24 protein-coding genes are annotated in these 24,829 nt (G+C 69.1%); 13 read left to right on the top strand and 11 right to left on the bottom strand.

The window, feature by feature from the left end; translation table 11 throughout:
- Positions 1-21: 21 nt before the first annotated feature.
- From ACFYPC_RS08655 to ACFYPC_RS08630, 6 genes are all read right to left on the bottom strand, one after another.
- Positions 22-759, bottom strand: a complete 738-nt coding sequence (locus tag ACFYPC_RS08655) for a Tellurium resistance (protein WP_388672749.1) — start codon at positions 757-759, stop codon at positions 22-24.
- A gap of 144 nt (positions 760-903) precedes the next feature.
- On the bottom strand, positions 904-2,049 hold the full coding sequence (locus ACFYPC_RS08650) for a DUF475 domain-containing protein (protein ID WP_388672747.1): 1,146 nt from the start codon (positions 2,047-2,049) through the stop codon (positions 904-906).
- A gap of 75 nt (positions 2,050-2,124) precedes the next feature.
- A complete protein-coding gene (locus ACFYPC_RS08645) occupies positions 2,125-2,700 on the bottom strand; it encodes a TerD family protein (RefSeq protein ID WP_388672745.1) in 576 nt (191 codons plus the stop codon).
- A 99-nt stretch (positions 2,701-2,799) separates the two neighbouring features.
- Positions 2,800-3,375, bottom strand: coding sequence for a TerD family protein (locus tag ACFYPC_RS08640; RefSeq protein ID WP_385734688.1), 576 nt, complete (start codon positions 3,373-3,375; stop codon positions 2,800-2,802).
- Positions 3,376-3,487: 112 nt separating this feature from the next.
- Entirely contained in the window at positions 3,488-3,946 is a 459-nt protein-coding gene (locus tag ACFYPC_RS08635) for a peroxiredoxin (RefSeq protein WP_388672743.1), read from the bottom strand.
- Positions 3,947-4,159: 213 nt separating this feature from the next.
- Positions 4,160-4,600 carry a DUF3052 domain-containing protein gene (locus tag ACFYPC_RS08630; RefSeq protein ID WP_388672741.1) on the bottom strand — a complete coding sequence of 147 codons (441 nt, stop codon included), beginning with the start codon at positions 4,598-4,600 and terminating at the stop codon, positions 4,160-4,162.
- A 459-nt stretch (positions 4,601-5,059) separates the two neighbouring features.
- On the opposite strand from ACFYPC_RS08630, the gene aceE reads away from it, so the two are divergent.
- On the top strand, positions 5,060-7,792 hold the full coding sequence (gene aceE / locus ACFYPC_RS08625) for a pyruvate dehydrogenase (acetyl-transferring), homodimeric type (protein ID WP_388672739.1): 2,733 nt from the start codon (positions 5,060-5,062) through the stop codon (positions 7,790-7,792).
- A gap of 105 nt (positions 7,793-7,897) precedes the next feature.
- Positions 7,898-8,704 carry a potassium channel family protein gene (locus tag ACFYPC_RS08620; RefSeq protein WP_388672737.1) on the top strand — a complete coding sequence of 269 codons (807 nt, stop codon included), beginning with the start codon at positions 7,898-7,900 and terminating at the stop codon, positions 8,702-8,704.
- Positions 8,705-8,750: 46 nt separating this feature from the next.
- On the opposite strand, the gene ACFYPC_RS08615 is transcribed toward ACFYPC_RS08620, so the two are convergent.
- Positions 8,751-9,059, bottom strand: coding sequence for a small hydrophobic protein (locus ACFYPC_RS08615; RefSeq protein ID WP_388672735.1), 309 nt, complete (start codon positions 9,057-9,059; stop codon positions 8,751-8,753).
- A 262-nt stretch (positions 9,060-9,321) separates the two neighbouring features.
- Positions 9,322-10,941, bottom strand: coding sequence for an MFS transporter (locus ACFYPC_RS08610; protein WP_388672733.1), 1,620 nt, complete (start codon positions 10,939-10,941; stop codon positions 9,322-9,324).
- Between the two features lie 146 nt (positions 10,942-11,087).
- On the opposite strand from ACFYPC_RS08610, the gene ACFYPC_RS08605 reads away from it, so the two are divergent.
- The 3 genes from ACFYPC_RS08605 (at position 11,088) to ACFYPC_RS08595 (ending at position 14,109) form a co-directional block, all read left to right on the top strand.
- On the top strand, positions 11,088-11,747 hold the full coding sequence (locus ACFYPC_RS08605) for a TetR family transcriptional regulator (RefSeq protein WP_388672731.1): 660 nt from the start codon (positions 11,088-11,090) through the stop codon (positions 11,745-11,747).
- 214 nt (positions 11,748-11,961) lie between these two features.
- Positions 11,962-13,170 (top strand): alpha/beta hydrolase, encoded by a 1,209-nt coding sequence (locus ACFYPC_RS08600; protein WP_388672729.1) that lies wholly within the window; start codon positions 11,962-11,964, stop codon positions 13,168-13,170.
- Positions 13,171-13,236: 66 nt separating this feature from the next.
- Positions 13,237-14,109 carry a DUF4429 domain-containing protein gene (locus tag ACFYPC_RS08595; protein WP_388672727.1) on the top strand — a complete coding sequence of 291 codons (873 nt, stop codon included), beginning with the start codon at positions 13,237-13,239 and terminating at the stop codon, positions 14,107-14,109.
- A 145-nt stretch (positions 14,110-14,254) separates the two neighbouring features.
- Here ACFYPC_RS08595 and ACFYPC_RS08590 read toward each other — a convergent pair whose 3' ends face one another.
- Both ACFYPC_RS08590 and ACFYPC_RS08585 read right to left on the bottom strand, forming a co-directional pair.
- Positions 14,255-15,271, bottom strand: coding sequence for an aldo/keto reductase (locus ACFYPC_RS08590; RefSeq protein ID WP_388672725.1), 1,017 nt, complete (start codon positions 15,269-15,271; stop codon positions 14,255-14,257).
- Entirely contained in the window at positions 15,271-15,753 is a 483-nt protein-coding gene (locus ACFYPC_RS08585; RefSeq protein ID WP_388672723.1) for a MerR family transcriptional regulator, read from the bottom strand. Before ACFYPC_RS08585 ends, ACFYPC_RS08590 begins: the two co-directional genes overlap by 1 nt.
- A 94-nt stretch (positions 15,754-15,847) precedes the next feature.
- Here ACFYPC_RS08585 and ACFYPC_RS08580 point away from each other — a divergent pair, with 94 nt between their 5' ends.
- From ACFYPC_RS08580 to ACFYPC_RS08570, 3 genes are all read left to right on the top strand, one after another.
- On the top strand, positions 15,848-16,318 hold the full coding sequence (locus tag ACFYPC_RS08580; RefSeq protein WP_388672721.1) for a GNAT family N-acetyltransferase: 471 nt from the start codon (positions 15,848-15,850) through the stop codon (positions 16,316-16,318).
- A gap of 19 nt (positions 16,319-16,337) precedes the next feature.
- Positions 16,338-17,162, top strand: a complete 825-nt coding sequence (locus ACFYPC_RS08575) for a serine hydrolase domain-containing protein (protein WP_388672719.1) — start codon at positions 16,338-16,340, stop codon at positions 17,160-17,162.
- Positions 17,163-17,257: 95 nt separating this feature from the next.
- Positions 17,258-19,045, top strand: coding sequence for a protein kinase (locus ACFYPC_RS08570; protein WP_388672717.1), 1,788 nt, complete (start codon positions 17,258-17,260; stop codon positions 19,043-19,045).
- Positions 19,046-19,093: 48 nt separating this feature from the next.
- Here ACFYPC_RS08570 and ACFYPC_RS08565 read toward each other — a convergent pair whose 3' ends face one another.
- Positions 19,094-19,747, bottom strand: a complete 654-nt coding sequence (locus ACFYPC_RS08565; protein WP_388673400.1) for a pirin family protein — start codon at positions 19,745-19,747, stop codon at positions 19,094-19,096.
- Between the two features lie 92 nt (positions 19,748-19,839).
- Here ACFYPC_RS08565 and ACFYPC_RS08560 point away from each other — a divergent pair, with 92 nt between their 5' ends.
- The 5 genes from ACFYPC_RS08560 (at position 19,840) to fabF (ending at position 24,794) form a co-directional block, all read left to right on the top strand.
- Positions 19,840-21,045, top strand: coding sequence for a PucR family transcriptional regulator (locus tag ACFYPC_RS08560; RefSeq protein ID WP_388672715.1), 1,206 nt, complete (start codon positions 19,840-19,842; stop codon positions 21,043-21,045).
- 89 nt (positions 21,046-21,134) lie between these two features.
- The gene (locus ACFYPC_RS08555; protein ID WP_388672713.1) at positions 21,135-22,061 is read left to right on the top strand and encodes an ACP S-malonyltransferase; all 927 of its coding nucleotides are present in this window, start codon (positions 21,135-21,137) and stop codon (positions 22,059-22,061) included.
- 4 nt (positions 22,062-22,065) lie between these two features.
- Complete coding sequence (locus ACFYPC_RS08550) at positions 22,066-23,097, top strand: ketoacyl-ACP synthase III (protein ID WP_388672711.1); 1,032 nt, start codon at positions 22,066-22,068, stop codon at positions 23,095-23,097.
- Positions 23,098-23,168: 71 nt separating this feature from the next.
- A complete protein-coding gene (locus ACFYPC_RS08545) occupies positions 23,169-23,417 on the top strand; it encodes an acyl carrier protein (protein WP_326723380.1) in 249 nt (82 codons plus the stop codon).
- Between the two features lie 105 nt (positions 23,418-23,522).
- Complete coding sequence (fabF, locus tag ACFYPC_RS08540; protein ID WP_388672709.1) at positions 23,523-24,794, top strand: beta-ketoacyl-ACP synthase II; 1,272 nt, start codon at positions 23,523-23,525, stop codon at positions 24,792-24,794.
- Positions 24,795-24,829: the final 35 nt, after the last annotated feature.

The following is a 24,829-nucleotide window of genomic DNA, read 5'->3' as shown; positions in this document are numbered from 1 at the left end:
CCGCCTCGCAGGGGGCGGCGCTCAGCGGCCGGCCTTGGACTTGTACCCGCGCCCCCACTGCAGCCCCCAGCCGTACAACCGGTCGAGTTCGGCCTGGAATCCGTACACGAATCGCACCTCGCGGCGCACGATCAGCTCGCCCTTGATGTTCTCGATCATCACGACCGCGCAGGAGCGGGCCTGCGGATGGCGCTCGTCGAGGCTGATCTCGACACGTGGGCCGTTGCTCGGGAAGAGCGTGACGATGGCGTGGGTACGGTCGAAGGCCGGGGTCTGGTCGTAGATGTAGACGAAGACCAGGAGCCGCTGGATGTCGTCGCGGTGGTCGAGGTTGACGTAGATCGTCTCGCCGGACGCCGAGCCGAAGCGGTCGTCGCCGCTGAGTTTGACGTACGGCGGCCCGTTGAGTTCGCCGAAGAAGCTGCCCAGCGGCTGGACGACGCCCTTGGAGCCGTCCTTGAGTTCGTACATGACGCCGAGGTCGAGGTCGACGTTGACCATGCTCTGGGTGTGCGCCTGGACCACTTCCGGCTTGAAGGTGCGGAAGGGGTGGCGCAGCAGGCTGCCGCGTTGCGGCCCGCCTATGTCGGAGGTGCGCATGCGCCAGGACAGGTTGATGCGCAGGTTGCCGGTGGCCGCGCCCTGCTTGGTGAGCGAGACCGTGCGGTTCCGCTTGGTCAGCTCGATGGAGTTGGTGGCCGCGCTGCCCGAGTCGAAGTCCGCCGAGCGCCCGCGCCACAGGTCCTGCCAGATGCCCATTCCGCCCCCACGTTCCCTCTGTATGCCTGCGGGGGGGGGGGGGGGGGGGGGGGGGGCCGCCGCCCCCCCCCCCCCCCCCCCCCCCCCCCCGTTCAGAGCGTTCCTCAACCAGGCCCGGGTCACACCCCGGAACCCGGACCGGGGTCAGACCCCGGACGAGACCTCGGCCTTGTCGTCCGAGGGCTCACCTTTTCCCTCGGCCGCCGCCAGCGCGTTGTTGCGGCGCACCGAGGACCAGAAGGACCAGGCGATCAGGATGACACCGGTGAGACCGGTGACGAGCTCGTTGATCTCGAAACGGATGGTGACGAGCAGGATCGCCGCGAGGGCGCCGATCGCGTAGTGCGCGCCGTGCTCCAGGTAGACGTAGTCGTCGAGGGTGCCCTGGCGGACCAGGTAGACGGTGAGCGACCGGACGTACATGGCGCCGATACCGAGGCCGAGCGCCATCAGGATGATGTCGTTCGTGATGGCGAAGGCGCCGATGACACCGTCGAAGGAGAAGGACGCGTCCAGGACCTCGAGGTAGAGGAACATGAAGAAGGCGGCCTTGCCTGCGAGCGCCACCGCGGAGACCGGCTTGCCCTCGCGCTTGGCCTCTTCCTCGGCCTCGTGCTCGCGCTCCTCTTCCTCCTCCAGCCGGTTCTCGAAGAAGCTGGAGAGGCCGCCGACGATGAGGTACGTGATGAGACCGCCGACGCCGGAGAGCAGGACCGTCTCCGCCTTGTCGGCGTGTCCGGCGTGCAGATGGGCCTGGGGGGCGAAGTACAGCGCGGAGACGAGCAGGACGATCAGGGCGATGCAGACCGACAGCATGTCGACCTTGCCGAGCTTGGCCAGCGGGCGCTCGATCCAGCCGAGCCACTTGATGTCACGGTCCTCGAAAATGAAGTCGAGGAAGATCATCAGAAGGAACATGCCGCCGAAGGCCGCGATCGACGGGTGAGCGTCGGTCACCAGTTCCTGGTAGCGGTTCGGGTCGTTCAGCGCCAGGTCGACCGCTTCGATGGGGCCGAGTGACGCGCTGATCGCCACGATCACGACGGGGAAGACCAGCCGCATTCCGAAGACGGCGATCAGAACACCGATCGTGAGGAAGATCTTTTGCCAGAACGGGCTCATCTTCTTCAGGATTCCGGCGTTGACCACCGCGTTGTCGAAGGACAGCGAGATTTCGAGAACGGAAAGGATCAGGACGATCCCGAACGCTGTCCATCCGTCGATCAACACCGCTGCGACCAAGCCGAGCGCGGTGACCGCGAACGACCAGCCGAAGGTTTTCAGGACCACTGGTTACCCCATCGTGTGTTGGGGGGCTACCCCCGGACGAAGTCCGGAGAGGGTTTCCCCCCGCCGTACCCGGCTTTACGAAACGTTGACTCCGAAGTCTAGAGCGATGCCCCGCAAGCCCGACGCGTACCCCTGTCCCACTGCACGGAACTTCCATTCCGCTCCATAGCGGTAAACCTCGCCGAAGATCATCGCCGTTTCCGTGGAGGCGTCCTCGGACAGGTCGTAGCGGGCGAGTTCCTGGCCGTCGGCCTGGTTGACGACGCGGATGAAGGCATTGCTGACCTGGCCGAAGGTCTGGCCGCGGTTGTCGGCGTCGTGGATCGAGACCGGGAAGACGATCTTGTCCACATTGGCCGGAACCTTGGACAGATCGATCAGGAGCGACTCGTCGTCGCCGTCGCCCTCACCCGTGAGGTTGTCACCGGTGTGCTCCACCGAGCCGTCGGGGCTCTTGAGCTGGTTGTAGAAAACGAACCACTCGTCGCCGAGCACCCGGCCGGCATTGCACAGCAGCGCGCTGGCGTCCAGGTCGAAGTCGGCTCCCGTGGTGGAGCGTGCGTCCCAGCCGAGCCCGATCAACACCTGCGTGAGGTTGGGTGCGGCCTTCGAGAGGGAGACGTTGCCTCCCTTGGCGAGCGTGACGCCCATGATCTGGTCCTCCCCGAGGTCAAGCGTTCAGTTGCCGAGCGCGTCCGGCGCCGCACGTGAAGTGTGCGGCGCCGGACGGATGAGCCATAGGACTTTTACTCAGACGTTGACGCCGAAGTCCTGCGCGATGCCACGCAGGCCCGAGGCGTAGCCCTGGCCGATGGCACGGAACTTCCACTCCGCGCCGTGCCGGTAGAGCTCGCCGAAGACCATGGCGGTCTCCGTCGAGGCGTCCTCGGACAGGTCGTAGCGCGCGATCTCCGCCCCGCCCGCCTGGTTCACCACGCGAATGAACGCGTTGCGGACCTGGCCGAAGGACTGCTGGCGGTTCTCGGCGTCGTAGATCGAGACCGGGAAGACGATCTTCTCGATGTCGGCGGGGACGCCGGCGAGGTTGACCTTGATCTGCTCGTCGTCGCCCTCGCCCTCACCGGTGGTGTTGTCCCCGGTGTGCTCGACCGAGCCGTCCGGGCTCTTCAGGTTGTTGAAGAACACGAAGTTGGCGTCACTGCTGACCTTGCCGTCCGGGTTCGTGAGGATGGCGCTGGCGTCGAGGTCGAAGTCGGTGCCGGTGGTGGTGCGGATGTCCCACCCCAGACCGATGATGACCGCGGTCAGTCCCGGGGCCTCCTTCGAAAGCGATACGTTGCCGCCCTTGCTGAGGCTGACTCCCACGAGTCCTCCATTGGTGTTCAGGGGCGGGATGCCCCGACTGCGTTCGGTATCGGATCAACGAGTCGATCCTAGTGACGGGTTCCCGCACCCTGCAGGGCTTGGGACCGAACAATCACAGGGTGTCGAGTGCCTTGACGTACTCGTTCAGGTCGCGCGCGTCCGGCAGGGCGTTGACGACGGTCCAGCGGACGACGCCCTCCTTGTCGATGACGAAGGTGCCGCGCACCGCGCAGCCCTTGTCCTCGTCGAAGACGCCGTACGCGCGCGAAGTGTTGCCGTGCGGCCAGAAGTCGGAGAGCAGCGGGTAGTCCAGGCCCTCCTGCTCGGCGAAGACGCGCAGGGTGTGGATGGAGTCGTTGGAGACGGCCAGCAGCTGGGTGTCACGGTCGGTGAACTGCGGCAGGTTGTCGCGCAGGGAGCACAGCTCGCCGGTGCACACGCCGGTGAAGGCGAACGGGTAGAAGAGCAGCACCACGTTCTTCTCACCGCGGAATTCGGACAGCCGCACGGTGGCGCCGTGGTTGTCCTTGAGTTCGAAGTCCGGCGCCTTGGTGCCGACCGCGATCGCCATAGTCACACGCTTCCCTTCCAGGGGGCTGTTCGGGTGAGTCCACCCTACGCAGCGGCCACCGCGACCCCGGGAAAGGCCGACACGGCAGAACGCCGGACCGGCTGAGCGTCTCAGCGGGTCCGGCGTTCGATGACGAGGCCCTTCAGGCCGCATGTCCGGGGGTCCGGTGGCAGAAGCCGCCGGAGTGGTTGCCCGGATCGGCCCGGCGGAGTATCAGCGCTTGCCGGACTTGGCCCCCTTCGGGGTGGCCAGCCGGCTGCCGCTCCAGTCCTTGCCCACGCTGGCGCTCTTGGTCGCAGACAGACCCGCGGTCGTCGCCGCTTCGGCAATGTCGCTCGGCTCCACATAGCCGTCGCGGCCGGTCTTCGGCGTCAGCAGGAGGATGGCGCCGCCCTCTTCGATGTACGTGGTGGCGTCCACCAGTACGTCGGTCAGGTCGCCGTCCTCGTCGCGGAACCACAGCACCACGGCATCGGCGACGTCGTCGTACTCCTCGTCCACGAGCTCGCTGCCGATGACTTCCTCAATGGCCTCGCGGAGCTCCTGGTCGACGTCGTCGTCGTAGCCGATCTCCTGGACCACCTGCTCGGGCTGGAACCCCAGCCTTGCGGCAGGGTTCGTCCTCTCCTCCGCGTGGTCCGCGGTCGCGCTCACGGGTTGCCTCCTGATCATGTTTCTGGTTGGTGTCTCCCCCGGCTTTGTCGGAGCTGGGGGAGTCTTCTGGCCACGCGCGTGCGCGAAGCATTGGCCGTAGTCCACACGGACGGGGCGGATCGCGCAAGTACCCGGCCGCCGAGACCGCCGAAACGGTGACGATCCTGGCGGTGTCGACGCAACTCCAGGCATGGAATCGCGGCACCCAGTGACGCGCACCACACCCTTCTGTCCGGTTTGCGAATTTCACAGCTCTTGAAGCGTACGAGACCCGAACGACTTTGCGGAACGCGTCACGGACTGAGCGTATCGTTGCGTTTTGGCCCGGCACGTCCCGGCGTACTGCGCGGACGTCTCGGTTACCCCTCAGTAGAGGTGACGATTCCGTTCGCCGGGTACACGATGGGGAACGGTGTGGACACAGTGAAGTACAGCCCCCTCTGACAGCGAAGGAACAGCGTGGCTTCCGGATCCGATCGCAACCCGATCATCATTGGCGGCCTTCCCAGCCAGGTCCCGGACTTCGACCCTGAGGAGACTCAGGAGTGGCTCGATTCCCTCGACGCCGCCGTCGACGAGCGCGGCCGGGAGCGCGCCCGCTATCTGATGCTGCGGCTCATCGAGCGGGCCCGCGAGAAGCGCGTGGCCGTGCCCGAGATGCGCAGCACGGACTACGTCAACACGATCGCCACCAAGGACGAGCCGTTCTTCCCCGGCAACGAGGAGATCGAGCGCAAGGTCCTGAACGCGACCCGCTGGAACGCGGCGGTGATGGTGTCCAGGGCCCAGCGCCCGGGCATCGGCGTGGGCGGTCACATCGCCACCTTCGCGTCCTCCGCCTCGCTGTACGACGTGGGCTTCAACCACTTCTTCCGCGGCAAGGACGAGGGCGACGGCGGCGACCAGATCTTCTTCCAGGGGCACGCCTCGCCGGGCATCTACGCCCGCGCGTTCCTGCTGGACCGGCTGAGCGAGCAGCAGCTCGACGCGTTCCGGCAGGAGAAGTCGAAGGCGCCGTACGGGCTGTCCTCGTACCCGCACCCGCGGCTGATGCCGGACTTCTGGGAGTTCCCGACCGTCTCCATGGGCCTCGGCCCGCTCGGCGCGATCTTCCAGGCGCGGATGAACCGCTACATGGAGGCGCGTGAGATCGCCGACACCTCCAAGTCGCATGTCTGGGCGTTCCTGGGCGACGGCGAGATGGACGAGCCGGAGTCGCTCGGCCAGCTGTCGATCGCGGCGCGCGAAGGCCTGGACAACCTGACCTTCGTCGTCAACTGCAACCTCCAGCGGCTCGACGGCCCGGTGCGCGGCAACGGCAAGATCATCCAGGAGCTGGAGTCGCAGTTCCGGGGCGCCGGCTGGAACGTCATCAAGCTGGTCTGGGACCGCACCTGGGACCCGCTGCTCGCGCAGGACCGCGACGGCGTGCTGGTCAACCAGCTCAACACCACCCCGGACGGCCAGTTCCAGACGTACGCCACCGAGACCGGCGCGTACATCCGCGAGCACTTCTTCGGGCACGACCACCGGCTGCGCGCGATGGTCGAGAACATGACGGACGACCAGATCCTGCACCTGGGGCGCGGCGGCCACGACCACAAGAAGGTGTACGCGGCCTTCGCGGCGGCCAAGGCGCACAAGGGCCAGCCGACGGTGGTCCTTGCGCAGACCGTCAAGGGCTGGACGCTCGGCCCGAACTTCGAGGGCCGCAACGCGACCCACCAGATGAAGAAGCTGACGACCGCGGACCTCAAGGGTTTCCGCGACCGGCTGCACATCCCGATCACGGACCAGCAGCTGGAGGGCGGCGCGCCGCCGTACTACCACCCGGGCCGTGACTCGGAGGAGATCCAGTACATGCACGACCGTCGCAAGGGGCTCGGCGGGTACGTCCCGACGCGCGTCGTGCGGTCGAAGCCCCTCGTCCTCCCCGAGGACAAGACGTACGCGAGCGTGAAGAAGGGCTCGGGTCAGCAGTCGATCGCCACGACCATGGCGTTCGTACGGCTGCTCAAAGACCTCATGCGGGACAAGGAGATCGGCAGGCGGTTCGTGTTGATCGCGCCCGACGAGTACCGCACCTTCGGCATGGACTCGTTCTTCCCGAGCGCGAAGATCTACAACCCGCTCGGCCAGCAGTACGAGTCCGTGGACCGCGATCTGCTGCTCGCCTACAAGGAGTCGCCGACGGGCCAGATGCTGCACGACGGCATCTCGGAGGCGGGCTGTACGGCGTCCCTGATCGCCGCGGGTTCGGCGTACGCCACGCACGGCGAGCCGCTGATCCCCGTCTACGTCTTCTACTCGATGTTCGGTTTCCAGCGCACCGGCGACCAGTTCTGGCAGATGGCCGACCAGTTGGCACGCGGTTTCGTACTGGGTGCGACCGCCGGTCGTACGACGCTGACCGGTGAGGGTCTCCAGCACGCGGACGGCCACTCGCAGCTGCTCGCCTCGACGAACCCGGGCTGTGTCGCGTACGACCCGGCGTACGGGTACGAGATCGCGCACATCGTCAAGGACGGTCTGCGCAGGATGTACGGCCCCGACAGCGAAGACGTGTTCTACTACCTGACCGTCTACAACGAGCCGATCCAGCATCCGGCAGAACCGGAGAGCGTGGACGTGGACGGCATTCTGAAGGGCATCTACCGCCTCAAGTCCGGTGACCAGGGCGTCATTCCGGCGCAGATCATGGCCTCCGGTGTCGCGGTGCCGTGGGCGGTCGAGGCGCAGCGGATCCTGGCCGCCGACTGGAACGTGAAGGCGGACGTCTGGTCGGCGACCTCCTGGAACGAGCTGCGGCGCGAGGCCGTCGAGGTGGAGCGGCACAACCTGCTGCACCCCGAGGAGGAGCAGCGCGTCCCGTACGTGACGCAGAAGCTGTCGGGAGCCGAGGGCCCGTTCGTCGCCGTCTCCGACTGGATGCGGTCCGTCCCCGACCAGATCTCCCGCTGGGTGCCGGGGACCTACCAGTCCCTGGGCGCCGACGGCTTCGGCTTCGCGGACACGCGTGGGGCGGCCCGGCGCTTCTTCCACATCGACGCGCAGTCGATCGTGGTCGCGGTGCTGACCGAGCTGGCGCGCGAGGGCAAGGTCGACCGGTCGGTACTGAAGCAGGCGATCGACCGCTACCAACTGCTCGACGTGCAGGCGGCCGACCCGGGGGCCGCGGGCGGCGACGCGTAGTCCGTACGTCCATCGAGGGGCGGTGGGGCCACGGGCCCCGCCGCCCCTTCCGCTGTCTTCTTATTGCTGTCTTCTTATTGCTGTCTTCTTATTTACGATGCGGGCATGAAGGAGCAGTCGGCACAAGTCCGGTGGGAGCGGCGCACCCAGCGGCCGCTGCTGGGGTTCGCCCTGGCGTTCGCCGTCGCCTACGCCGTGCCGATCGTGTGGCCTGCGGCGGGTCACGACGTGGCGGTCGTGTGCACGGCGGTGGAGTGGGTGGTGTGGGGCGCGTTCGCGGCGGACTACGCGGCCCGACTGGTACTTGCCGAACGGCGCAAGGAGTTCGTACGGACGCACTGGCTCGACCTGATCGCGGTGGTGCTGCCGCTGGTCCAGCCGATGCGGTTGCTGCGGCTCGTCTCCACGCTGCTGCTCGTCGGGCAACGGGCCCGGATCGCCTCGCAGATACAGCTCACGACGTACGTCGCGGGCTCGGTGGTGGGCCTGTTGATGTTCGGCTCGCTCGCGGTCCTCTCCGTGGAGCGGGATTCGCCGAACGGGAACATCAGGACGCTGGGCGACGCGGTGTGGTGGTCGTTCACGACGATGACGACGGTGGGGTACGGGGATCACGCCCCGACCACCGGTCTCGGCCGCGTGCTCGCGGTCGGCCTGATGCTCTCCGGCATCGCCCTGCTGGGTGTCGTCACCGCCAACATCGCCGCCTGGTTCATCTCCCGCTTCGAGATGGACGATGTCGAGGAACGCCGGCAGACGGCCGCGATCACCGCCCTCACGGAGGAGGTACGCGCCCTGCGGGCGGAGGTGGCCGCGCTGTCACGGGACACGGCGGCTGAAGGGTCGCCCTTCACGGCGGTGCCGCACCCGGTGCCGGGTGCGGCGGAAAAGCACTCGCTCCAGTTCGACTGACGTGCGCGTACCGCGAGTCGGTGCCGGCCGTCGTCCTGGACCGCGATCAGAGCAGTCCGGTGCCCGGCCCCGCCGTCCCGGCCAGCCACATGATGGCCAGCAGGGTGTCGATCGCGCCCAGCACGAGGGCGACGACAGCCGGGATGGGGCGGGCTCCTGCCCAGCTGCGGCCCATGGCGAGCCAGCCGCAGACGATCGCCACCGGGCCGAGGATGATCCCCAGCACGAAGAAGCCGACGATCGCGCAAATGAGTCCCACAGTGCCCAGCGTCGCGCGATCCGGCCCGGTCCGTGACCTCGTACGGCTACGTGAACGGGGGTACCTGCGCGTGCCGTGCCCAAAGCCCGCCATCATCCATCAACTCCTGAACTCCCGGAAAAGCTCGGTCGGTTCGGGTCGATATGCGGGTACCCCCGTATCCCGTCCTCAGACCTGGCGGCGCGCTGCCCCCCTCCGGCAGCGCGCCGCAAGTCCGGTCGTCCTCCAGGCCGTACGGAGGACTTGACCCACTGTGACGTGCGGCGCTCGCCGGGTGCGAGGGATCTTTAGCGTTGTCACCCTGATAGGGGAAACGGGCACCGGGAAACGGGCCTTGGAACGGGCTCAGGAACAGGCCCTAGATGTGGCCGGCGCCGGCGCCCGCCTCCGCGTTGTCGCCGCGCTTGGTGAGCAGTGCGACGAAGACCGCCACGACGGCGACCCCGGACGCGACCAGGCAGGCCAGGCTCATGCCGGAGATGAAGGTGTCGTGGGCGACGTCCGTGATCTGCGCGGCGAGGGCGGCGGGCGTGTCCGGGGCGACCGGCGCGGCGCCGACCTGGACCGCCTCGGAGGCCGCGTCCAGCTGCTCCGGGGTGAGCGGGGGCAGTTTGGCGTCGGCCCAGTTGCCCGCCAGGTCGCCGTCGACCTTGGAGGCCATGACGGCGCCGAGGACCGCCGTACCGAGGCTGCCGCCGATCTGCATCGCGGCCTGCTGGAGACCACCGGCGACACCGGAGAGCTCCATCGGCGCGTTGCCGACGATGACCTCGGTGGCGCCGACCATGACCGGCGCGAGACCGAGTCCGAGACCGGCGAACCAGAGCGACATGACGGCGCTGCTGGTGTCCGTCTGCAGCGTGGACATGCCGTACATGGAGATCGCGGTGAGGGCCATACCGCCGGCGAGCGGGATGCGCGGGCCGGTCTTGGTGATCATGGCGCCGGCCAGCGGGGAGCCCACGATCATCATTCCGGTCAGCGGGAGAAGGTGCAGGCCCGCGTCGACCGGGCTCATACCGTGCACGTTCTGCAGGTAGAAGGTGACGAAGAACAGGCCGCCCAGGAAGGCGATGGCCATGAGGACCATGAGGACCACGCCCGCCGACAGCGGCACGGAGCGGAACAGGCCCAAGGGGATCAGCGGTTCCTTCACCCGCTTCTCCCAGAAGGCGAAGAGCCCGAAGCCGAGCACCGAGACGCCCAGGAAGGACCAGGTCAGGCCGTCGCCCCAGCCCCAGGTCGGGGCCTTGATGAGGGCCCAGACCAGGCAGAACATGGCACTGGAGAGCAGGGCTATGCCGAGGATGTCGAAGGAACGGGGCGCGTTCTTGGCGCGGTGGTCGGTAAGGATCAGCACGCCGAGTACCAGCGCGAGGACGCCGACCGGCACGTTGATGAAGAACACCGACTGCCAGCTGACGTGCTGGACCAGCAGACCGCCGAGGATCGGGCCGCCCGCGGTGGACGCGCCGATGACCATGCCCCAGATGCCGATCGCCATGTTCAGCTTCTCGGCCGGGAAGGTGGCCCGCAGCAGACCGAGCGCGGCCGGCATGAGCAGCGCGCCGAACAGACCCTGCAGGACACGGAAGGTGACCACCAGGGCGATGCTGCTGGAGAACCCGATGGCCCCGGAGGCCGCGGCGAAGCCGACGACGCCGATGAGGAAGGTCTGCCGGTGACCGAACCGGTCGCCGAGCTTGCCTGCGGTGATCAGGGTGACCGCGAGTGCGAGGAAGTAGCCGTTGGTGATCCACTGGACGTCGGCGAAGCTCGCGCCGAGGTCCTTCTGGATGGCCGGGTTGGCGATGGCCACGATGGTGCCGTCCAGGGCGACCATCATGACGCCGACGGCGACGGTGAACAGGGTGAACCAGGGGTGGCCGCGCAGCCCCGAGGACGGCGTCGGCCCGGAGACGGGTGCCGGGGCCTTGTCGGCCGGTCCCGTCGCGTCGACAGTGGTCTGACTAGTCATGTTTTCGAGGCTAGTGTCAGCCGCTGACAGTTGACAGAAATCCGATTCACAAGTCGGTAACGGTCACATCCCTCGCGGATACCCTGAACTGGGCAGACGGTTCACGGTGCGGCCGGTCCGGAGGCGAGGACCAGAGGAGAGGGACCATGGACACGGCGGACCGTCCCGGCCCGGCGCCACGGCAGGGACTGCGGGAACTCAAGAAACAGCGCACCCGGGACGCGCTCCTGCACGCCGCCCTCGAACTGTTCACCACCCAGGGGTACGAGCAGACGACCGTCGACGAGATCGCCGAAGCCGTCGACGTCTCGCAGCGAACCTTCTTCCGTTACTTCGCGGGCAAGGAGGAGGCCGCCCTGTTCACCCAGCGGCTCACGGAATCACAGTTCCTCACCGCAGTGCGCGAACGCCCGCTCCACGAAGCCCCGTTGGAGGCCCTGCGGCGCTCCGTCCTGGAGAGCTGGGACACCATCGGTGAGGCGATCGAGGCCGTCATCCCGATCGAACTGCACATGCGCACCCTGCGGTTGATCGAGTCGACACCCGCACTGCTCGCCGTCAGTCTCCGCCGTTCCGTGGAGCTGGAGGAGGAGATCGCCCAGGTGATCGCCGAGCGCGAGGGACTCGACGTGGACGGAGACCCTCGCCCGCGCGTCGCCGTCGCCGTGTTCGGCGGGGTGATGCGCATGACGAGCCGCCTGTGGGGTCAGGGCGAGGACATCGGCGTCGAGGCGATCCGCGAACTGACCGCCTCATATCTCGGCCATGTGGGGCCCTCGTTGGCGGAAACATGGCGTACGGAATAACTCCTGCCGTACGGAAAGACGTCCGACCCGTGTAGCCCACGCCGCTCACACCGGACGGAGAGTTACAGATCCCTCACAGAGATCCGGCATTTCTCACCCAGCGTGAGTATTTAGCGCAAACTGAACACGCTTTGCCCCAATTACCGCACCAGAAACGTGATCCGCCTCACTCGGTTAACGCGAGACCCGTTTGTTCTCCTAGTGTGTCCTCCCAGTGACTTCCTTCGACGCTTCTCCCCAACTGAACGTCTGGCGCGCACTGCTCGCGTTGGCCGTTGTGTTCGTGATGCTGGCCACCAGTGGCTGGACCGCGCTTCACAGTCATCGGGGGTCCTCGGCCCTCGAATCCTCGCGCTCCGCGTGGGACCACGGGAGCCTCGCCGGGAGCCCGCTCCCGGACACCGACTCCGCGCCGAGTGTCGTGGCCCGCTTCTTCGCCTCGCTCGACGCCGGCCAGCGCGACCGTCTCGCCCGCAGCTACTCGCTCGCGGTCGGCAACATGAACGGCGCGCCCGTGACCCTGCGCTACCGCGCGAACCGCCTCGCCCTGGCGGAACAGCGGAAGGTCGAGCTCACACGCATGCACGACACCCGGCTCTCGCCACTCGGACAGCACGAGGCGGGCCGCCGCATGCACCGCTACGAGGCGCTGCTCGAAAAGGGCCGCAAGATCCTCGCCTTCGACCCCCTGGGTGGGGGCCGGATCGCCGAGGTCGTCGGAGATCTCGACACGGCCGAGCGCGTCTCCGTCGTGGTGCCCGGCGTCGACACCGACCTGCTCACCTTCCAGCGCACGGCCAAGAAGTACACGGCGCCCGTCGGCATGGCGCACTCCCTGTACACGGCGGAGCGCCAGGCGAGCCCCACCACGCGTACGGCCGTGATCGCCTGGGCCGACTACACCGCACCCAGCGGGCTCGGCATCGACTCGGCCACCGCGATGCGCGCCGAGGAAGGCGCGGTCCGGCTGAACGCCCTGGTGCGGGCGCTGCCGGGAAGCTCTTCGGTGGCGCTGTACTGCCACAGTTACGGCTCCGTGCTGTGCGGGGTCGCCGCCCATGAGCTGCCCTCACGGGTCTCCGACATAGCGGTCGCGGGCAGCCCGGGCATGCGGGCCGACACGGTCGCGGGACTGCACACCACCGCCCAGGTCTGGGCGATGCGGGACTCCGACGACTGGATCCAGGACGTACCGCATCTGGAGGTCGGCGGGCTCGGACACGGCGCCGACCCGGTGTCGACGGCGTTCGGAGCGCGGGTGCTGTCCGCGCGGGACGCGAAGGGTCACACCGGCTACTTCGAGCCGGGCACCGACAGCCTCCACAACTTCGCGGAGATCGGCATCGGCGCGTACGGCTCGGTCGACTGCGCACACACGGATGACGCGTGCCGGACGGGTTTGTCCGGCGGGTCGTCAGCCTGACGCGCGTAGAAGCGAAAGAACCGCGGTCCGCCAAGGGAGGCGACGCCGGCCCCTGTGCCGCATACGATGGCCCGCATGGGTGACGTACTGGCCGGATTTCATGCCGCCTGGGAGTTCGGGTCCGACTCCGTGCTCATCCGCTTCGAACGGGGAATCCGCACGCCGAAGCTGTTCCAGGCGCTCGGCGAACGCCGTATCCCGCTCGACGCGATCGCGGCGGTGACACTGACGCCCGGGAAGCGCGGCACGGTCGTGCTGCGCGCGGTCCCCAGACCGGGCGCCGACCCCCTCATCGAGGCGGCGGCGGGACAGCTCAAGGAGGGTTGCGACCCCTATCGCCTGGTGCTGCCCGCCGAGCGCGAGACGCTCGCCGAGTACTACGCGGACGAGCTGCGCGCGCAGCTCACGAAGGACGACGAACCCGCCGAGCGGTATCTCGTCGAACCGCCCGAGGCACCGTTGCACTTCAAGGCGTACGACGGCAAGGCGTCCTTCGACGGCAGGTCGGTGTCCTTCCGGTGGTTCTGGACAGGAGCCTCGTCGGCGAAGTGGAAAGCCGGCGACCAGACCTTCCCCGTCACCGGCCTCAGCGGTGTCGAATGGCGCTCGCCCGAGATCTTCGAGGGGCATCTGCGGCTGCTGCGCCGTGAGCCGGCCGAGGCGCAGCCCGTGCAGGCCGACCAGGATCCGGCGGCGGTCGTGTTCGGGCTCGGGTACGGGCCGGTGCACGAGTCGCTGCCGTTCGCGGCGGCTGTGCTGGCCGCGGTACGGGGTTCTGGCGGGGCGCCTGTGCCGGCCCCGGCGGCGCCTCCCGCGTCCCGGTGTGACCCCGCCGACATCGCCGAGCGCATCCGGCACCTCGGCGAGTTGCGCGACGCCGGGCTCGTGACGGACGAGGAGTTCTCGACGAAGAAGGCGGAGTTGCTGGCGGAGCTGTAACCCCCCCCCCCCGGGGCGGGGAAGTTGGATTCGCCCCCTCCGCCCCTGCCCGTCCCTTGTTCCTGGGGGCTGCCGCCCCCAGACCCCCGCTTCGGCCTGAACGGCCTCGTCCTCAAACGCCGGACGGGCTGAGAGACCGCCCCCGCTACTCCCGGGCCGCCGAAGTGAAGGCCATGTCCGCGTAGCGGTCGCCCGCGACCTTGGCGGCGATGGGCTCCAGCAGGGCCAGTTCGGCCTCGGTGAGGACGATCCGGGTCGCGGCCGTGTTCTCCTCGACGCGCTTCGCCTTGGTGGTGCCGGGAATCGGGACGACGGCGAACCCGTACACGGCCGCCCGCTGCTGCGCCCAGGCCAGTGCGACCTGGCCGAGCGAGGCGCCATGGGCGTCGGCGACGGCACGTACCGGGTCGAGGAGCGCGGCGTTGACGGCCGCGTTCTCACCGTTGAAGCGGGGCTGTTGGCTCCGGAAGTCGTTCGCCCCCAGCTCCTTCCCGGCGTCCGCGAAGGACCCCGTGAGGAACCCACGCCCGAGCGGCGAGTACGCCACGAGCGCCACGCCCAGCTCGCGCGCCACCGGAACCACCCCGGCCTCGATGTCACGGCTGAACAGGGACCACTCCGACTGCACGGCGGCGATCGGATGCACACCCTGCGCGGCACGCAGTTCCCCGCCCGTCACCTCGCTCAGCCCGAGATGCTTGACCTTGCCCTCGCGCACCAGCTCGGCCATGGTCCCGACGGTCTCCTCGATCGGGATGTTCACGTCACGCCGGTGCATGTAGTAGAGGTCGATCACGTCGACGTCCAGCCGCCGCAGGCTCGCCTCGACGGCCTGCCGGATGTAGGGCGCGTCGTTGCGGATGATCCGCTTGGTCGGGTCGTCCGGCGGGATGGTCAGGGCGAACTTCGTCGCGATGACGAGTTCGTCGCGGTGCGCCTTGAAGAACGGGGACAGGAGCTTCTCGTTCTCACCCTGCCCGTAGGCGTCCGCGGTGTCGTAGAGCGTGACGCCGAGCTCCAGCGCCCGCTCCAGGGCGGCCCGCGACTCGTCGGCGTCGGCGGGACCGTACGCGAAGCTCATGCCCATGCAGCCCAGGCCCTGCACCCCGACCTCGGGGCCGCCGGTTCCGAGCTGCACCTTCGCGATCTTGCTGTCCGTCATCAGGACCTCTCCGACGCCAGGGCACGCCCGGCGTCCGCGTAGAAAGTGATTTTGCGGTCGAGCACCGCGAGGGTGTCCTGGAGCTCGGCGATCCGGGACTGCACATCCCTGCGGGTCGCTTCCAGGAGTTCGTAGCGCTCGATGTAGGTGTGGTCGCCCGCGCGCACCAGCTCCGCGTACCGCACCATGTCGGCGACCGGCATACCGGTGAGCCGCAGCTTGCCGACGAGGCCCAGCCAGTCCAGGTCGCGGTTGGTGTAGCGGCGCTGTCCGGTGTGCGAGCGGTCGATGTGCGGCATCAGCCCGATCCGCTCGTACCAGCGCAGGGTGTGCGCGGTCAGGCCGGTGTAGGCGACGACCTCGCTGATCGTGTAGTTGTCCTGGCCGTCCGGGCGCCGCAGCTCCCGCTCAGGGTGTGCGGCGCACAGATCGGGACTGCTACCGGTCTCGGCGGCCTCGGCCGTGGTCTCCATCACCGTCATGACCTCCACGCTAAAACCCTGGAGTGCACTCCAAGCAAGCGGAACCATGAAAATCCGGTGACGTCGCCCGCTCGCGGTGTCTACGTTACGGATCATGACTCTTGCACGCCGTGCCGTGCCCGCGGACGCCGAGGAAGTACTGCGACTGCGCCAGGTGATGCTCGACTCGGTCTCCGGCACCGATTCGTCCATTTCCTGGCACGCCGAGTCGCTTCCCACCGTAAGGGCCAGGCTCGCCGACCCCGACGGGGACTTCGCGGCCTTCGTCATCGACCACCCGGACCGGCCGGACGCGCTGGCGGCCCTCGTCGCCGGGACGATCGACTACCGCATCGGGAACGCCGGGAATCCGCGCGGCGCGATGGGATACGTCTTCAGCGTCGCCACCGATCCGGACGCACGGCGCCGCGGTTACGCCCGCGCGGGCGTCGAGACACTCCTCGACTGGTTCCGCGAACGGAGCGTCCGCCAGGTGAACCTGACCACCTCCGCGGAGGCCGAGCCGCTGTACGCCTCGCTCGGTTTCGTGCGCAAGCCGGACCCCTCGATGCGGCTCCAGCTCTGAGCCGCTTAGGCTCGTAGGCATGTCCCTGCAGAGCCTCGCGTTGATCGAGAACTGGCCCGTTCCCACCGCCGCGGCGGCCGTCGTCCGCGCGGACGGCACGCTGCTCGGGAGCCATGGGCCCGCTGCGCGGCCCTTCGCGCTCGCGTCGGTGACCAAGCCGCTTGCCGCGTACGCCGTCCTCGTCGCGTACGAGGAAGGCGCCATCGAGCTCGACGAACCCGCCGGGCCCGAGGGCTCGACCGTCCGTCATCTCCTCGCACACACCTCCGGACTCGCCTTCGACGAGCACCGGGTGACCTCCGCGCCCGGGGAGCGGCGGCTGTACTCCAACGCCGGCTTCGAGGTGCTCGGGGAACACATCGCCAAGGCGACGGACATTCCCTTCGGGGAGTATCTGCGGCAGGCGGTGCTGGCTCCGCTGGGGATGGCGTCGACCACGCTCGACGGGTCACCCGCGAAGGACGGGGTGTCCACGGTGGACGACCTCGTGCGCTTCGCGGCCGAGGTCCAGGCCCCGCGACTCCTCGACCCTCGTACGGTCGCGGAGGCGATGACCGTCCAGTTCCCGGGCACGAAGGGCGTCCTGCCGGGGTACGGGCACCGCAACCCCAACGACTGGGGGCTCGGCTTCGAGATCCGCGACTCCAAGTCCCCTCACTGGACGGGGGGTTCGTCCTCGCCGCGGACGTTCGGGCACTTCGGGCAGTCGGGTACGTTCCTGTGGATCGACCCCGTCGCGGGGGTGGCCTGCGCGGCTCTCACCGACCGGGCGTTCGGGCCGTGGGCCGTCGAGGCTTGGCCGCCGTTCACGGACGCGGTGCTCGAAGACGTCAAGAAGTGGTGAACGAACCCGGAGTTGAAGGCTCCGCCTGAGACGTTATTGATCCGTTCGGCTACCCTCCCCCTGCACAGATGCCTCACAAATTTCGGGGGAGAACGATGGGCGAGACACAACCGGGCGGGCATTTCCGCCCGTTGGAGGACGGCGACCCGACGGTCGTGGCGGGCTACCGGCTCGCCGCACGGCTCGGCTCGGGCGGCATGGGCACGGTGTACCTGACGTACACGCCGGGCGGGCACCCGATCGCACTGAAGACGATCCGGCCGGAGCTGAGCGAGGACCCCGAGTTCCGCCGCAGGTTCAAGCAGGAGGTCCAGGCCGCCCAGCGCGTCCAGGGCCTGTACACCGCACCGGTCCTCGACCACGACACCGAGAGCGCCACCCAGCCCTGGCTGGCCACCGCCTACGTACCCGGCCCCTCGCTGGCCTCGGCGGTCACCGAGCACGGCCCGCTGCCGGTGCCGACGGTCCTGCTGCTGATCGCGGGGATCGCGGAGGCGCTGTCGGTCATCCACGGCGCGGGAATCGTCCACCGCGACCTGAAGCCCTCGAACGTGCTGCTCGCCGCCGACGGCCCCCGGGTCATCGACTTCGGCATCGCCCGCGCCGCCGACGCCACCGCGCTGACCAACACCGGTGTATCCATCGGGACCCCGGCCTTCATGTCACCGGAGCAGGCCTCCGGGCGGGGTGAGCTCACCCCCGCCTCGGACATCTTCGCCCTCGGCCAGGTCGCCGCGTACGCGGCACGGGGCAGCTCCGCGTACGGGGACGGGCCCTCGCACGCCGTGCTGTACCGCATCGTCCACGAGGAGCCGGACCTCACGGGCCTCCCGGACGAACTCCGGTTCATCACACGCCTGCTGGCCAAGAATGCGGCCGACCGGCCCTCACCGGCCGAGGTCATCGCCCTGTGCCAGGAGGCCTCGCCCACCCCGCTGCGCCAGTCCGGGTCCTGGCTGCCGGATCCGATCGGCGAGCAGATCACCCGTCGGGTCTCGGCGTCGGCGGAGCTCCTCGCGGCCCGCGCAGACGCCCCGGCGACACCGGCCGACGCGGTGCCTCCGCCGACCGCTCCGGTGACCCAGCTGAACACTCCGGGCGTCGACCCGGCCGCACACACGGTGCACGCGGCCCACGTCCCGACGCCTCCGCCCACCCCGCCGCCGTACGTACAGCAACCCGCGCACCAGACGTACCCCACGCATCCGACGGCGCCGTACCCGCCGCAGAACACCTGGCAGCCGCAGCCGTCGGCCCAGAAGTACCCGTACCCGTACTCCCAGCCCCTCCCGCCGCCCAAGAGCAATGCGGGCAAGGTCCTCGCGATCATCGCGGGGGTGCTCGTGGTGATGGTCGGCGGCTGCGTCTCGCTCCTCGGCAACATGGACGACGACACGAAGAACAACTCCGCCTCCGGTACCAGCGGAAGCTCGGACTCCAGCGGCTCCGGGGCGCTCCCCGACCCCAAGCCGGCCACCTACAAGGGGATCAACATTCCCGACGGCTACTACGTACGCTTCGCCGACTCGCCACCCAGGCCGGCCGACAGCGGCGGGGACGCCGCTTACAAGGAAGACAGGGACTTCTACTACTCCGTGACGAGCTTCCTCGAGGACAGGCACGTGGGCAGCAGCAGCGACAAGATCGTCCTGCTGAACAACTCCCGGAAGGGTTCCCTCGAGGTCTGCCGCGCGGAGACCCGGTACGCGGCGACCGTCACCCTCGGCCAGCTCTCCAAGGGCTCCCAGATGTGCGTCCACACCGAGTCCGGCCACATCGCCCTGGTGACCTTCCAGGGCTCGGCGCCGACCGGCGACCCCAGCGACTACGTGTCCGTGGACATCACGGTGTGGCGGAACGCGGAGGAGCCCACGTCCGGCTGAGCCCAGTCGGCCGACAGTGCGCCCGGCCGTCCGGCGGCCGGGACACCGTCATTCCGTCATCTCCCACACCAGTAGCTCCGCCGGAGACCCCGCCACCGCCTCCAGGTCCTTCGCGTCGGTGATGCGGGCCGCGTCACCGGGGCCCAGCTCCTCGCCGTCCAGGCGGACTTCACCGCGTACGACATGGACGTACGCGTACGCCGCGTCCGGAATCGCCGTCCGCTCCCCCGCCGTCAGGCGGCGTACATGGAGCATGGCGCCCGCCTCCGGGACGGCGTACGGCGTGGAGTCCGCGATGCCGTGGACGATCTCGTAGGCGGGTTCGCCGCCGGGCTCCAGCGGGGCCAGCCACATCTGGACGAAGGTCAGCGGCTGCGTGCCGTCGTTGCGTTCCACGTGGCGGACGCCGCCCCCGGCGCTGAGGCGCTGCACGTCACCGGGGCGGACCACCGACTCGTGGCCGGTGGAGTCGCGGTGGGTCAACTCGCCCTCGACCACCCAGGTGACGATCTCGGTATGGCTGTGCGGGTGCTCGTCGAAGCCGGCGCCGGGGGCGAGCCACTCCTCGTTGCAGGCGATCACCGCGCCGAAACGGAGGTTGTCCGGCTCGTAGTGGGGTCCGAAGGAGAAGGCATGGAGCGAGGAGATCCCGGTCGCCGGGTCCCCTCCGCTGTAGCGCTCGTCGGCGCGGCGGACATCCATCACAGCCCCACCGTAGCCGCGCCCCGGCGCTCTCCCGGTGTTTACGCGACCCGCCGCCGCACACCTGCGTCCGGATAAGGCAGTCTTGTCCCGTGCCCGAACCCGAAACCAGCAACACCGCACGCCCACCGCTCGACGCCCGCGCGCACGCGGCGACCCTGAAGCGGTTGGAGAAGTCGGCCGGGAGTCTCGCCGCGCAGGCCATCGCGCGGATGGACGAGACGCTGCCGTGGTACCGGGCCATGCCCCCGGAGAACCGTTCCTGGATCGGTCTGGTCGCCCAGGCCGGAATCGCGGCCTTCACCGAGTGGTTCCGGCGTCCGGACGCCCCGCAGGCCATCTCCACCGATGTGTTCGGGACCGCACCACGCGAACTGACCAGGGCGATCACCCTGCGTCAGACCGTCGAGATGGTGCGAACGACGATCGAGGTGATGGAAAGCGCGGTCCCCGAGGTCGCGTCGCCGGGTGACGAGTCCGTGCTCCGTGAGGCGCTCCTCGTCTACGCTCGCGAGATCGCCTTCGCGACCGCCCAGGTGTATGCCCAGGCCGCGGAGGCGCGGGGGGCCTGGGACGCCCGCCTGGAATCGCTCGTCGTGAACGCCGTGCTGTCGGGCGAGGCCGACGAGGGCGCTGTCAGCCGGGCCTCGGCGCTGGGCTGGAACTCACCCGAACATGTCTGCGTGGTGCTGGGTACCGCGCCCGACGGTGACAGCGAGCTGACGGTCGAGGCCATCCGGCGGGCCTCGCGGCACGCCAAGCTCCAGGTCCTGACCGGGGTGCTCGGGGACCGGCTGGTCGTCATCGCGGGCGGCAGCAACAACCCGCTCGCCGTCGCCAAGTCGCTGATCGGGCCCTATGCGGCCGGCGCCGTCGTCGCGGGGCCCGTCGTACCCGACCTGCTCGCCGCCACCCGCTCCGCGCAGGCCGCCGCCGCCGGGCTGAAGGCGTGTTTCGCCTGGCAGGACGCGCCGCGGCCGGTACTCGCGGACGATCTGCTGCCGGAGCGCGCCATCGCCGGTGACCCCGCCGCTCGCGACCAGCTGGTGGAGGAGATCTACAGACCCCTGGAGGAGGCCGGTTCCGCTCTCCTGGAGACCCTCGCCGTCTATCTGGAGCAGGCGAGCAGTCTCGAAGGCGCGGCCCGGATGCTCTTCGTCCATCCCAACACCGTGCGCTACCGGCTCCGACGTGTGACTGACGTCACCGGTTGGTCGCCCTCGGACGTACGCTCCGCGTTCACGTTGCGCATCGCACTGATCCTGGGGCGTTTGGCGGGCGGAGATCCACAAACCTAGGCTTTTGTCGGGGCCCTACAATTCCCCTTCGTGTTCTTCGTCCCTGTCCCCACGGGCGGTTGTGGCCGTCCACAAGAGAGAGTGTGAGAGTGCTCGTACTCGTCGCTCCCGGCCAGGGCGCCCAGACGCCCGGCTTCCTGACTCCTTGGCTCGACCTTCCCGGCGCGGCCGACCGCCTCGCCGGCTGGTCGGACGCCATCGGGCTCGACCTTGCCCACTACGGCACCCAGGCCGACGCGGACTCGATCCGCGACACGGCCGTGGCGCAGCCGCTGCTCGTCGCGGCCGGACTGCTGTCCGCCGCCGCGCTGGGCGAGGTGACCCCGGGTGCCGTCGCGGGCCACAGCGTCGGTGAGATCACCGCCGCCGCGTTCGCGGGAGTGCTGGACGACACGGCCGCCCTCCACCTCGTACGCAAGCGGGGCCTGGCTATGGCCGAGGCCGCCGCCATCACACAGACCGGGATGTCCGCCCTGCTCGGCGGCGATCCCGGGACGACGGTCGCGCACCTGGAGAAGCTCGGCCTGACGGCGGCGAACGTGAACGGCGCGGGCCAGATCGTGGCGGCCGGCACGCTGGAGCAGCTCGCCGAGCTCGCCGAGGACAAGCCCGAGGGCGTCCGCAAGGTCGTCGCTCTGAAGGTCGCCGGTGCCTTCCACACGCGCCACATGGCGCCCGCCGTCGACGCGCTGGCCAAGGCGGCCGAGGAGCTGGCCCCCGCGGACCCGAAGTTCCCGTACGTCTCGAACAAGGACGGCCAGGCCGTGGCCACCGGCGACGAGGTCGTCGCCCGGCTGGTCGGGCAGGTCGCCAACCCGGTCCGCTGGGACCTGTGCATGGACACCTTCAAGGAGCTCGGCGTCACCGCGCTGCTCGAGGTGTGCCCCGGCGGCACCCTGACCGGACTGGCCAAGCGCGCCCTGCCCGGCGTCAGGACGCTGGCGCTGAAGACCCCCGACGACCTCGACGCGGCTCGCGAACTCATCGCCGAGCACAGTGCCCGACAAGGAGCTTGAGAGCATGTCGAAGATCAAGCCCAGCAAGGGCGCCCCGTACGCGCGCATCCTCGGCGTGGGCGGCTACCGTCCCGTCCGGGTCGTGCCCAACGAGGTGATCCTCGAGACGATCGACTCGTCCGACGAGTGGATCCGTTCGCGCTCCGGCATCGAGACCCGGCACTGGGCGAACGACGAGGAGACCGTCGCCGCGATGTCCATCGAGGCGTCCGGCAAGGCGATCGCCGACGCCGGGATCAGCGTCGAGCAGATCGGCGCGGTCGTCGTCTCCACCGTGTCGCACTTCAGCCAGACCCCTGCCATCGCCACCGAGATCGCCGACAAGCTCGGCACGAACAAGGCCGCCGCCTTCGACATCTCGGCCGGCTGCGCGGGCTTCGGCTACGGCCTGACCCTCGCCAAGGGCATCGTCGTCGAGGGCTCCGCGGAGTACGTCCTCGTCATCGGCGTCGAGCGTCTTTCCGACCTCACCGACCTGGAGGACCGCGCGACGGCCTTCCTCTTCGGTGACGGCGCGGGAGCGGTCGTCGTGGGTCCCTCCCAGGAGCCGCACATCGGCCCGACGATCTGGGGCAGCGAGGGCGACAAGTCCAACACGATCAAGCAGACCGTGCCGTGGGACGAGTTCCGTGCCTCGGACTTGTCCGCCCTGCCGCGCGATTCCAAGGGCGAGGTCAAGTTCCCCGCCATCACGCAGGAGGGCCAGGCGGTGTTCCGCTGGGCCGTGTACGAGATGGCGAAGGTCGCTCAGCAGGCGCTGGACGCGGCCGGGATCACCTCGGCCGACCTGGACGTCTTCATCCCTCACCAGGCCAACGAGCGGATCATCGACTCGATGGTGAAGACACTGAAACTGCCGGAGCACGTCACGGTCGCCCGCGACGTACGCACCACCGGCAACACGTCGGCCGCCTCGATTCCGCTCGCGATGGAGCGGCTTCTGGCGACCGGCGAGGCGAAGAGCGGCGACACCGCGCTCGTCATCGGCTTCGGGGCGGGTCTCGTGTACGCCGCCACGGTCGTTACCCTCCCCTAGGCACACCGTCCGGATCTTTCCGGCCGGAGTACCGCCACACCCTCTGGATACATACCGAAGGAGCGCCTGACATGGCCGCCACTCAGGAAGAGATCGTCGAAGGTCTCGCCGAGATCGTTAACGAGATCGCCGGGATCCCCACCGAGGACGTCCAGCTGGACAAGTCCTTCACCGACGACCTGGACGTCGACTCGCTGTCCATGGTCGAGGTCGTCGTCGCCGCCGAAGAGCGCTTCGACGTGAAGATCCCGGACGACGACGTCAAGAACCTCAAGACCGTCGGCGACGCCACCGACTACATCCTCAAGAACCAGGGCTGATCCTCCCGGTCAACTCTGGGCTGACTGCCCGATCCCTGGGCTGACTGCCCCGCCACCCGGCGGTGGCGCCGCTGAATCCTCGTATCCGTTGGAGAAAGAATTCCCGTGAGCCCGACCAATCGCACCGTGGTCGTCACCGGTATCGGCGCAACCACACCGCTGGGTGGCGACGCAGCCTCAACCTGGGAGGGCCTGGTCGCCGGACGTTCCGGCGTCCGCGCCCTGGAACAGGACTGGGCCTCCGAGCAGGCCGTCCGTATCGCGGCGCAGATCGCCGTGGAGCCGAGCGAGGTCATCCCGCGCCCGCAGGCCCGTCGACTTGACCGCTCGGCGCAGTTCGCGCTGATCGCGGCGAAGGAGGCGTGGGCCGACGCCGGTTTCACCGACAAGGCGGGCGAGGACAAGAACGTCGACCCCGACCGGCTCGGCGCGGTCATCGCCTCCGGCATCGGCGGCGTCACCACCCTCCTCGACCAGTACGACGTGCTGAAGGAGAAGGGCGTACGCCGCGTCTCCCCGCACACCGTCCCGATGCTGATGCCGAACGGTCCGTCCGCCAACGTGGGCCTCGCTGTCGGCGCCCGCGCCGGTGTGCACACCCCGGTCTCCGCCTGCGCGTCGGGCGCCGAGGCCATCGGCTACGCGATCGAGATGATCCGTACCGGCCGCGCCGACGTCGTCGTCGCCGGTGGTACGGAGGCGGCCATCCACCCGCTGCCCATCGCCGCCTTCGGGAACATGATGGCGATGTCCAAGAACAACGACGACCCCCAGGGCGCCTCGCGCCCCTACGATCTCGCGCGCGACGGCTTCGTCCTCGGTGAGGGCTCCGGCGTCCTCGTCCTGGAGTCGGCCGAGCACGCCGCCAAGCGCGGTGCCCGCGTCTACGCGGAGGCGGTCGGCCAGGGCATCTCCGCCGACAGCCACGACATCGTGCAGCCCGAACCCGAGGGCCGCGGCATCGCCCACGCCCTGCAGAACCTGCTCGACAACACCGACCTGGACCCTGCCGAGATCGTGCACGTGAACGCGCACGCGACCTCGACTCCGGCCGGTGACGTGGCCGAGTTGAAGGCACTGCGCAAGGTCTTCGGCGACGACGCCGACCACATGGCGGTGTCCGCCACCAAGTCGATGACCGGTCACCTCCTCGGTGGCGCGGGCGGCGTGGAGTCGGTCGCCTCGGTGCTCGCCCTGTACCACCGGGTGGCTCCGCCGACCATCAACGTCGACAACCTCGACCCCGAGGCGGCGGCTGCCGCCGACGTCGTTCGCGGTGAGGCGCGGAAGCTGCCGGTCTCCGGGCGGATCGCCGCGCTGAACGACTCGTTCGGATTCGGTGGGCACAACGTGGTGCTTGCGTTCCGCACGGTCTAGTTCCCGCTGTTCGCGTTACGTACGTGAAGGGCCCC

It is taken from the genome of Streptomyces sp. NPDC005808 (assembly GCF_042871385.1).
Lineage (GTDB): Bacteria > Actinomycetota > Actinomycetes > Streptomycetales > Streptomycetaceae > Streptomyces.
This window is presented reverse-complemented; position numbering and strand designations above follow the sequence as displayed.

Excerpts from the sequence above, each read along its gene's own strand:
- ACFYPC_RS08565 (WP_388673400.1), bottom strand. The coding sequence starts at position 19,747 with ATGGATGTCCGCCGCGCCGACGAGCGCTACAGCGGAGGGGACCCGGCG.
- ACFYPC_RS08570 (WP_388672717.1), top strand. The coding sequence starts at position 17,258 with ATGGGCGAGACACAACCGGGCGGGCATTTCCGCCCGTTGGAGGACGGC.
- ACFYPC_RS08590 (WP_388672725.1), bottom strand. The coding sequence starts at position 15,271 with ATGACGGACAGCAAGATCGCGAAGGTGCAGCTCGGAACCGGCGGCCCC.
- ACFYPC_RS08615 (WP_388672735.1), bottom strand. The coding sequence starts at position 9,059 with ATGATGGCGGGCTTTGGGCACGGCACGCGCAGGTACCCCCGTTCACGT.
- ACFYPC_RS08545 (WP_326723380.1), top strand. The coding sequence starts at position 23,169 with ATGGCCGCCACTCAGGAAGAGATCGTCGAAGGTCTCGCCGAGATCGTT.
- ACFYPC_RS08550 (WP_388672711.1), top strand. The coding sequence starts at position 22,066 with ATGTCGAAGATCAAGCCCAGCAAGGGCGCCCCGTACGCGCGCATCCTC.
- ACFYPC_RS08585 (WP_388672723.1), bottom strand. The coding sequence starts at position 15,753 with ATGACGGTGATGGAGACCACGGCCGAGGCCGCCGAGACCGGTAGCAGT.
- ACFYPC_RS08595 (WP_388672727.1), top strand. The coding sequence starts at position 13,237 with ATGGCCCGCATGGGTGACGTACTGGCCGGATTTCATGCCGCCTGGGAG.
- ACFYPC_RS08635 (WP_388672743.1), bottom strand. The coding sequence starts at position 3,946 with ATGGCGATCGCGGTCGGCACCAAGGCGCCGGACTTCGAACTCAAGGAC.
- ACFYPC_RS08620 (WP_388672737.1), top strand. The coding sequence starts at position 7,898 with ATGAAGGAGCAGTCGGCACAAGTCCGGTGGGAGCGGCGCACCCAGCGG.
- ACFYPC_RS08580 (WP_388672721.1), top strand. The coding sequence starts at position 15,848 with ATGACTCTTGCACGCCGTGCCGTGCCCGCGGACGCCGAGGAAGTACTG.
- ACFYPC_RS08575 (WP_388672719.1), top strand. The coding sequence starts at position 16,338 with ATGTCCCTGCAGAGCCTCGCGTTGATCGAGAACTGGCCCGTTCCCACC.
- ACFYPC_RS08655 (WP_388672749.1), bottom strand. The coding sequence starts at position 759 with ATGGGCATCTGGCAGGACCTGTGGCGCGGGCGCTCGGCGGACTTCGAC.
- ACFYPC_RS08645 (WP_388672745.1), bottom strand. The coding sequence starts at position 2,700 with ATGGGCGTCACGCTCGCCAAGGGAGGCAACGTCTCCCTCTCGAAGGCC.
- ACFYPC_RS08605 (WP_388672731.1), top strand. The coding sequence starts at position 11,088 with ATGGACACGGCGGACCGTCCCGGCCCGGCGCCACGGCAGGGACTGCGG.
- ACFYPC_RS08610 (WP_388672733.1), bottom strand. The coding sequence starts at position 10,941 with ATGACTAGTCAGACCACTGTCGACGCGACGGGACCGGCCGACAAGGCC.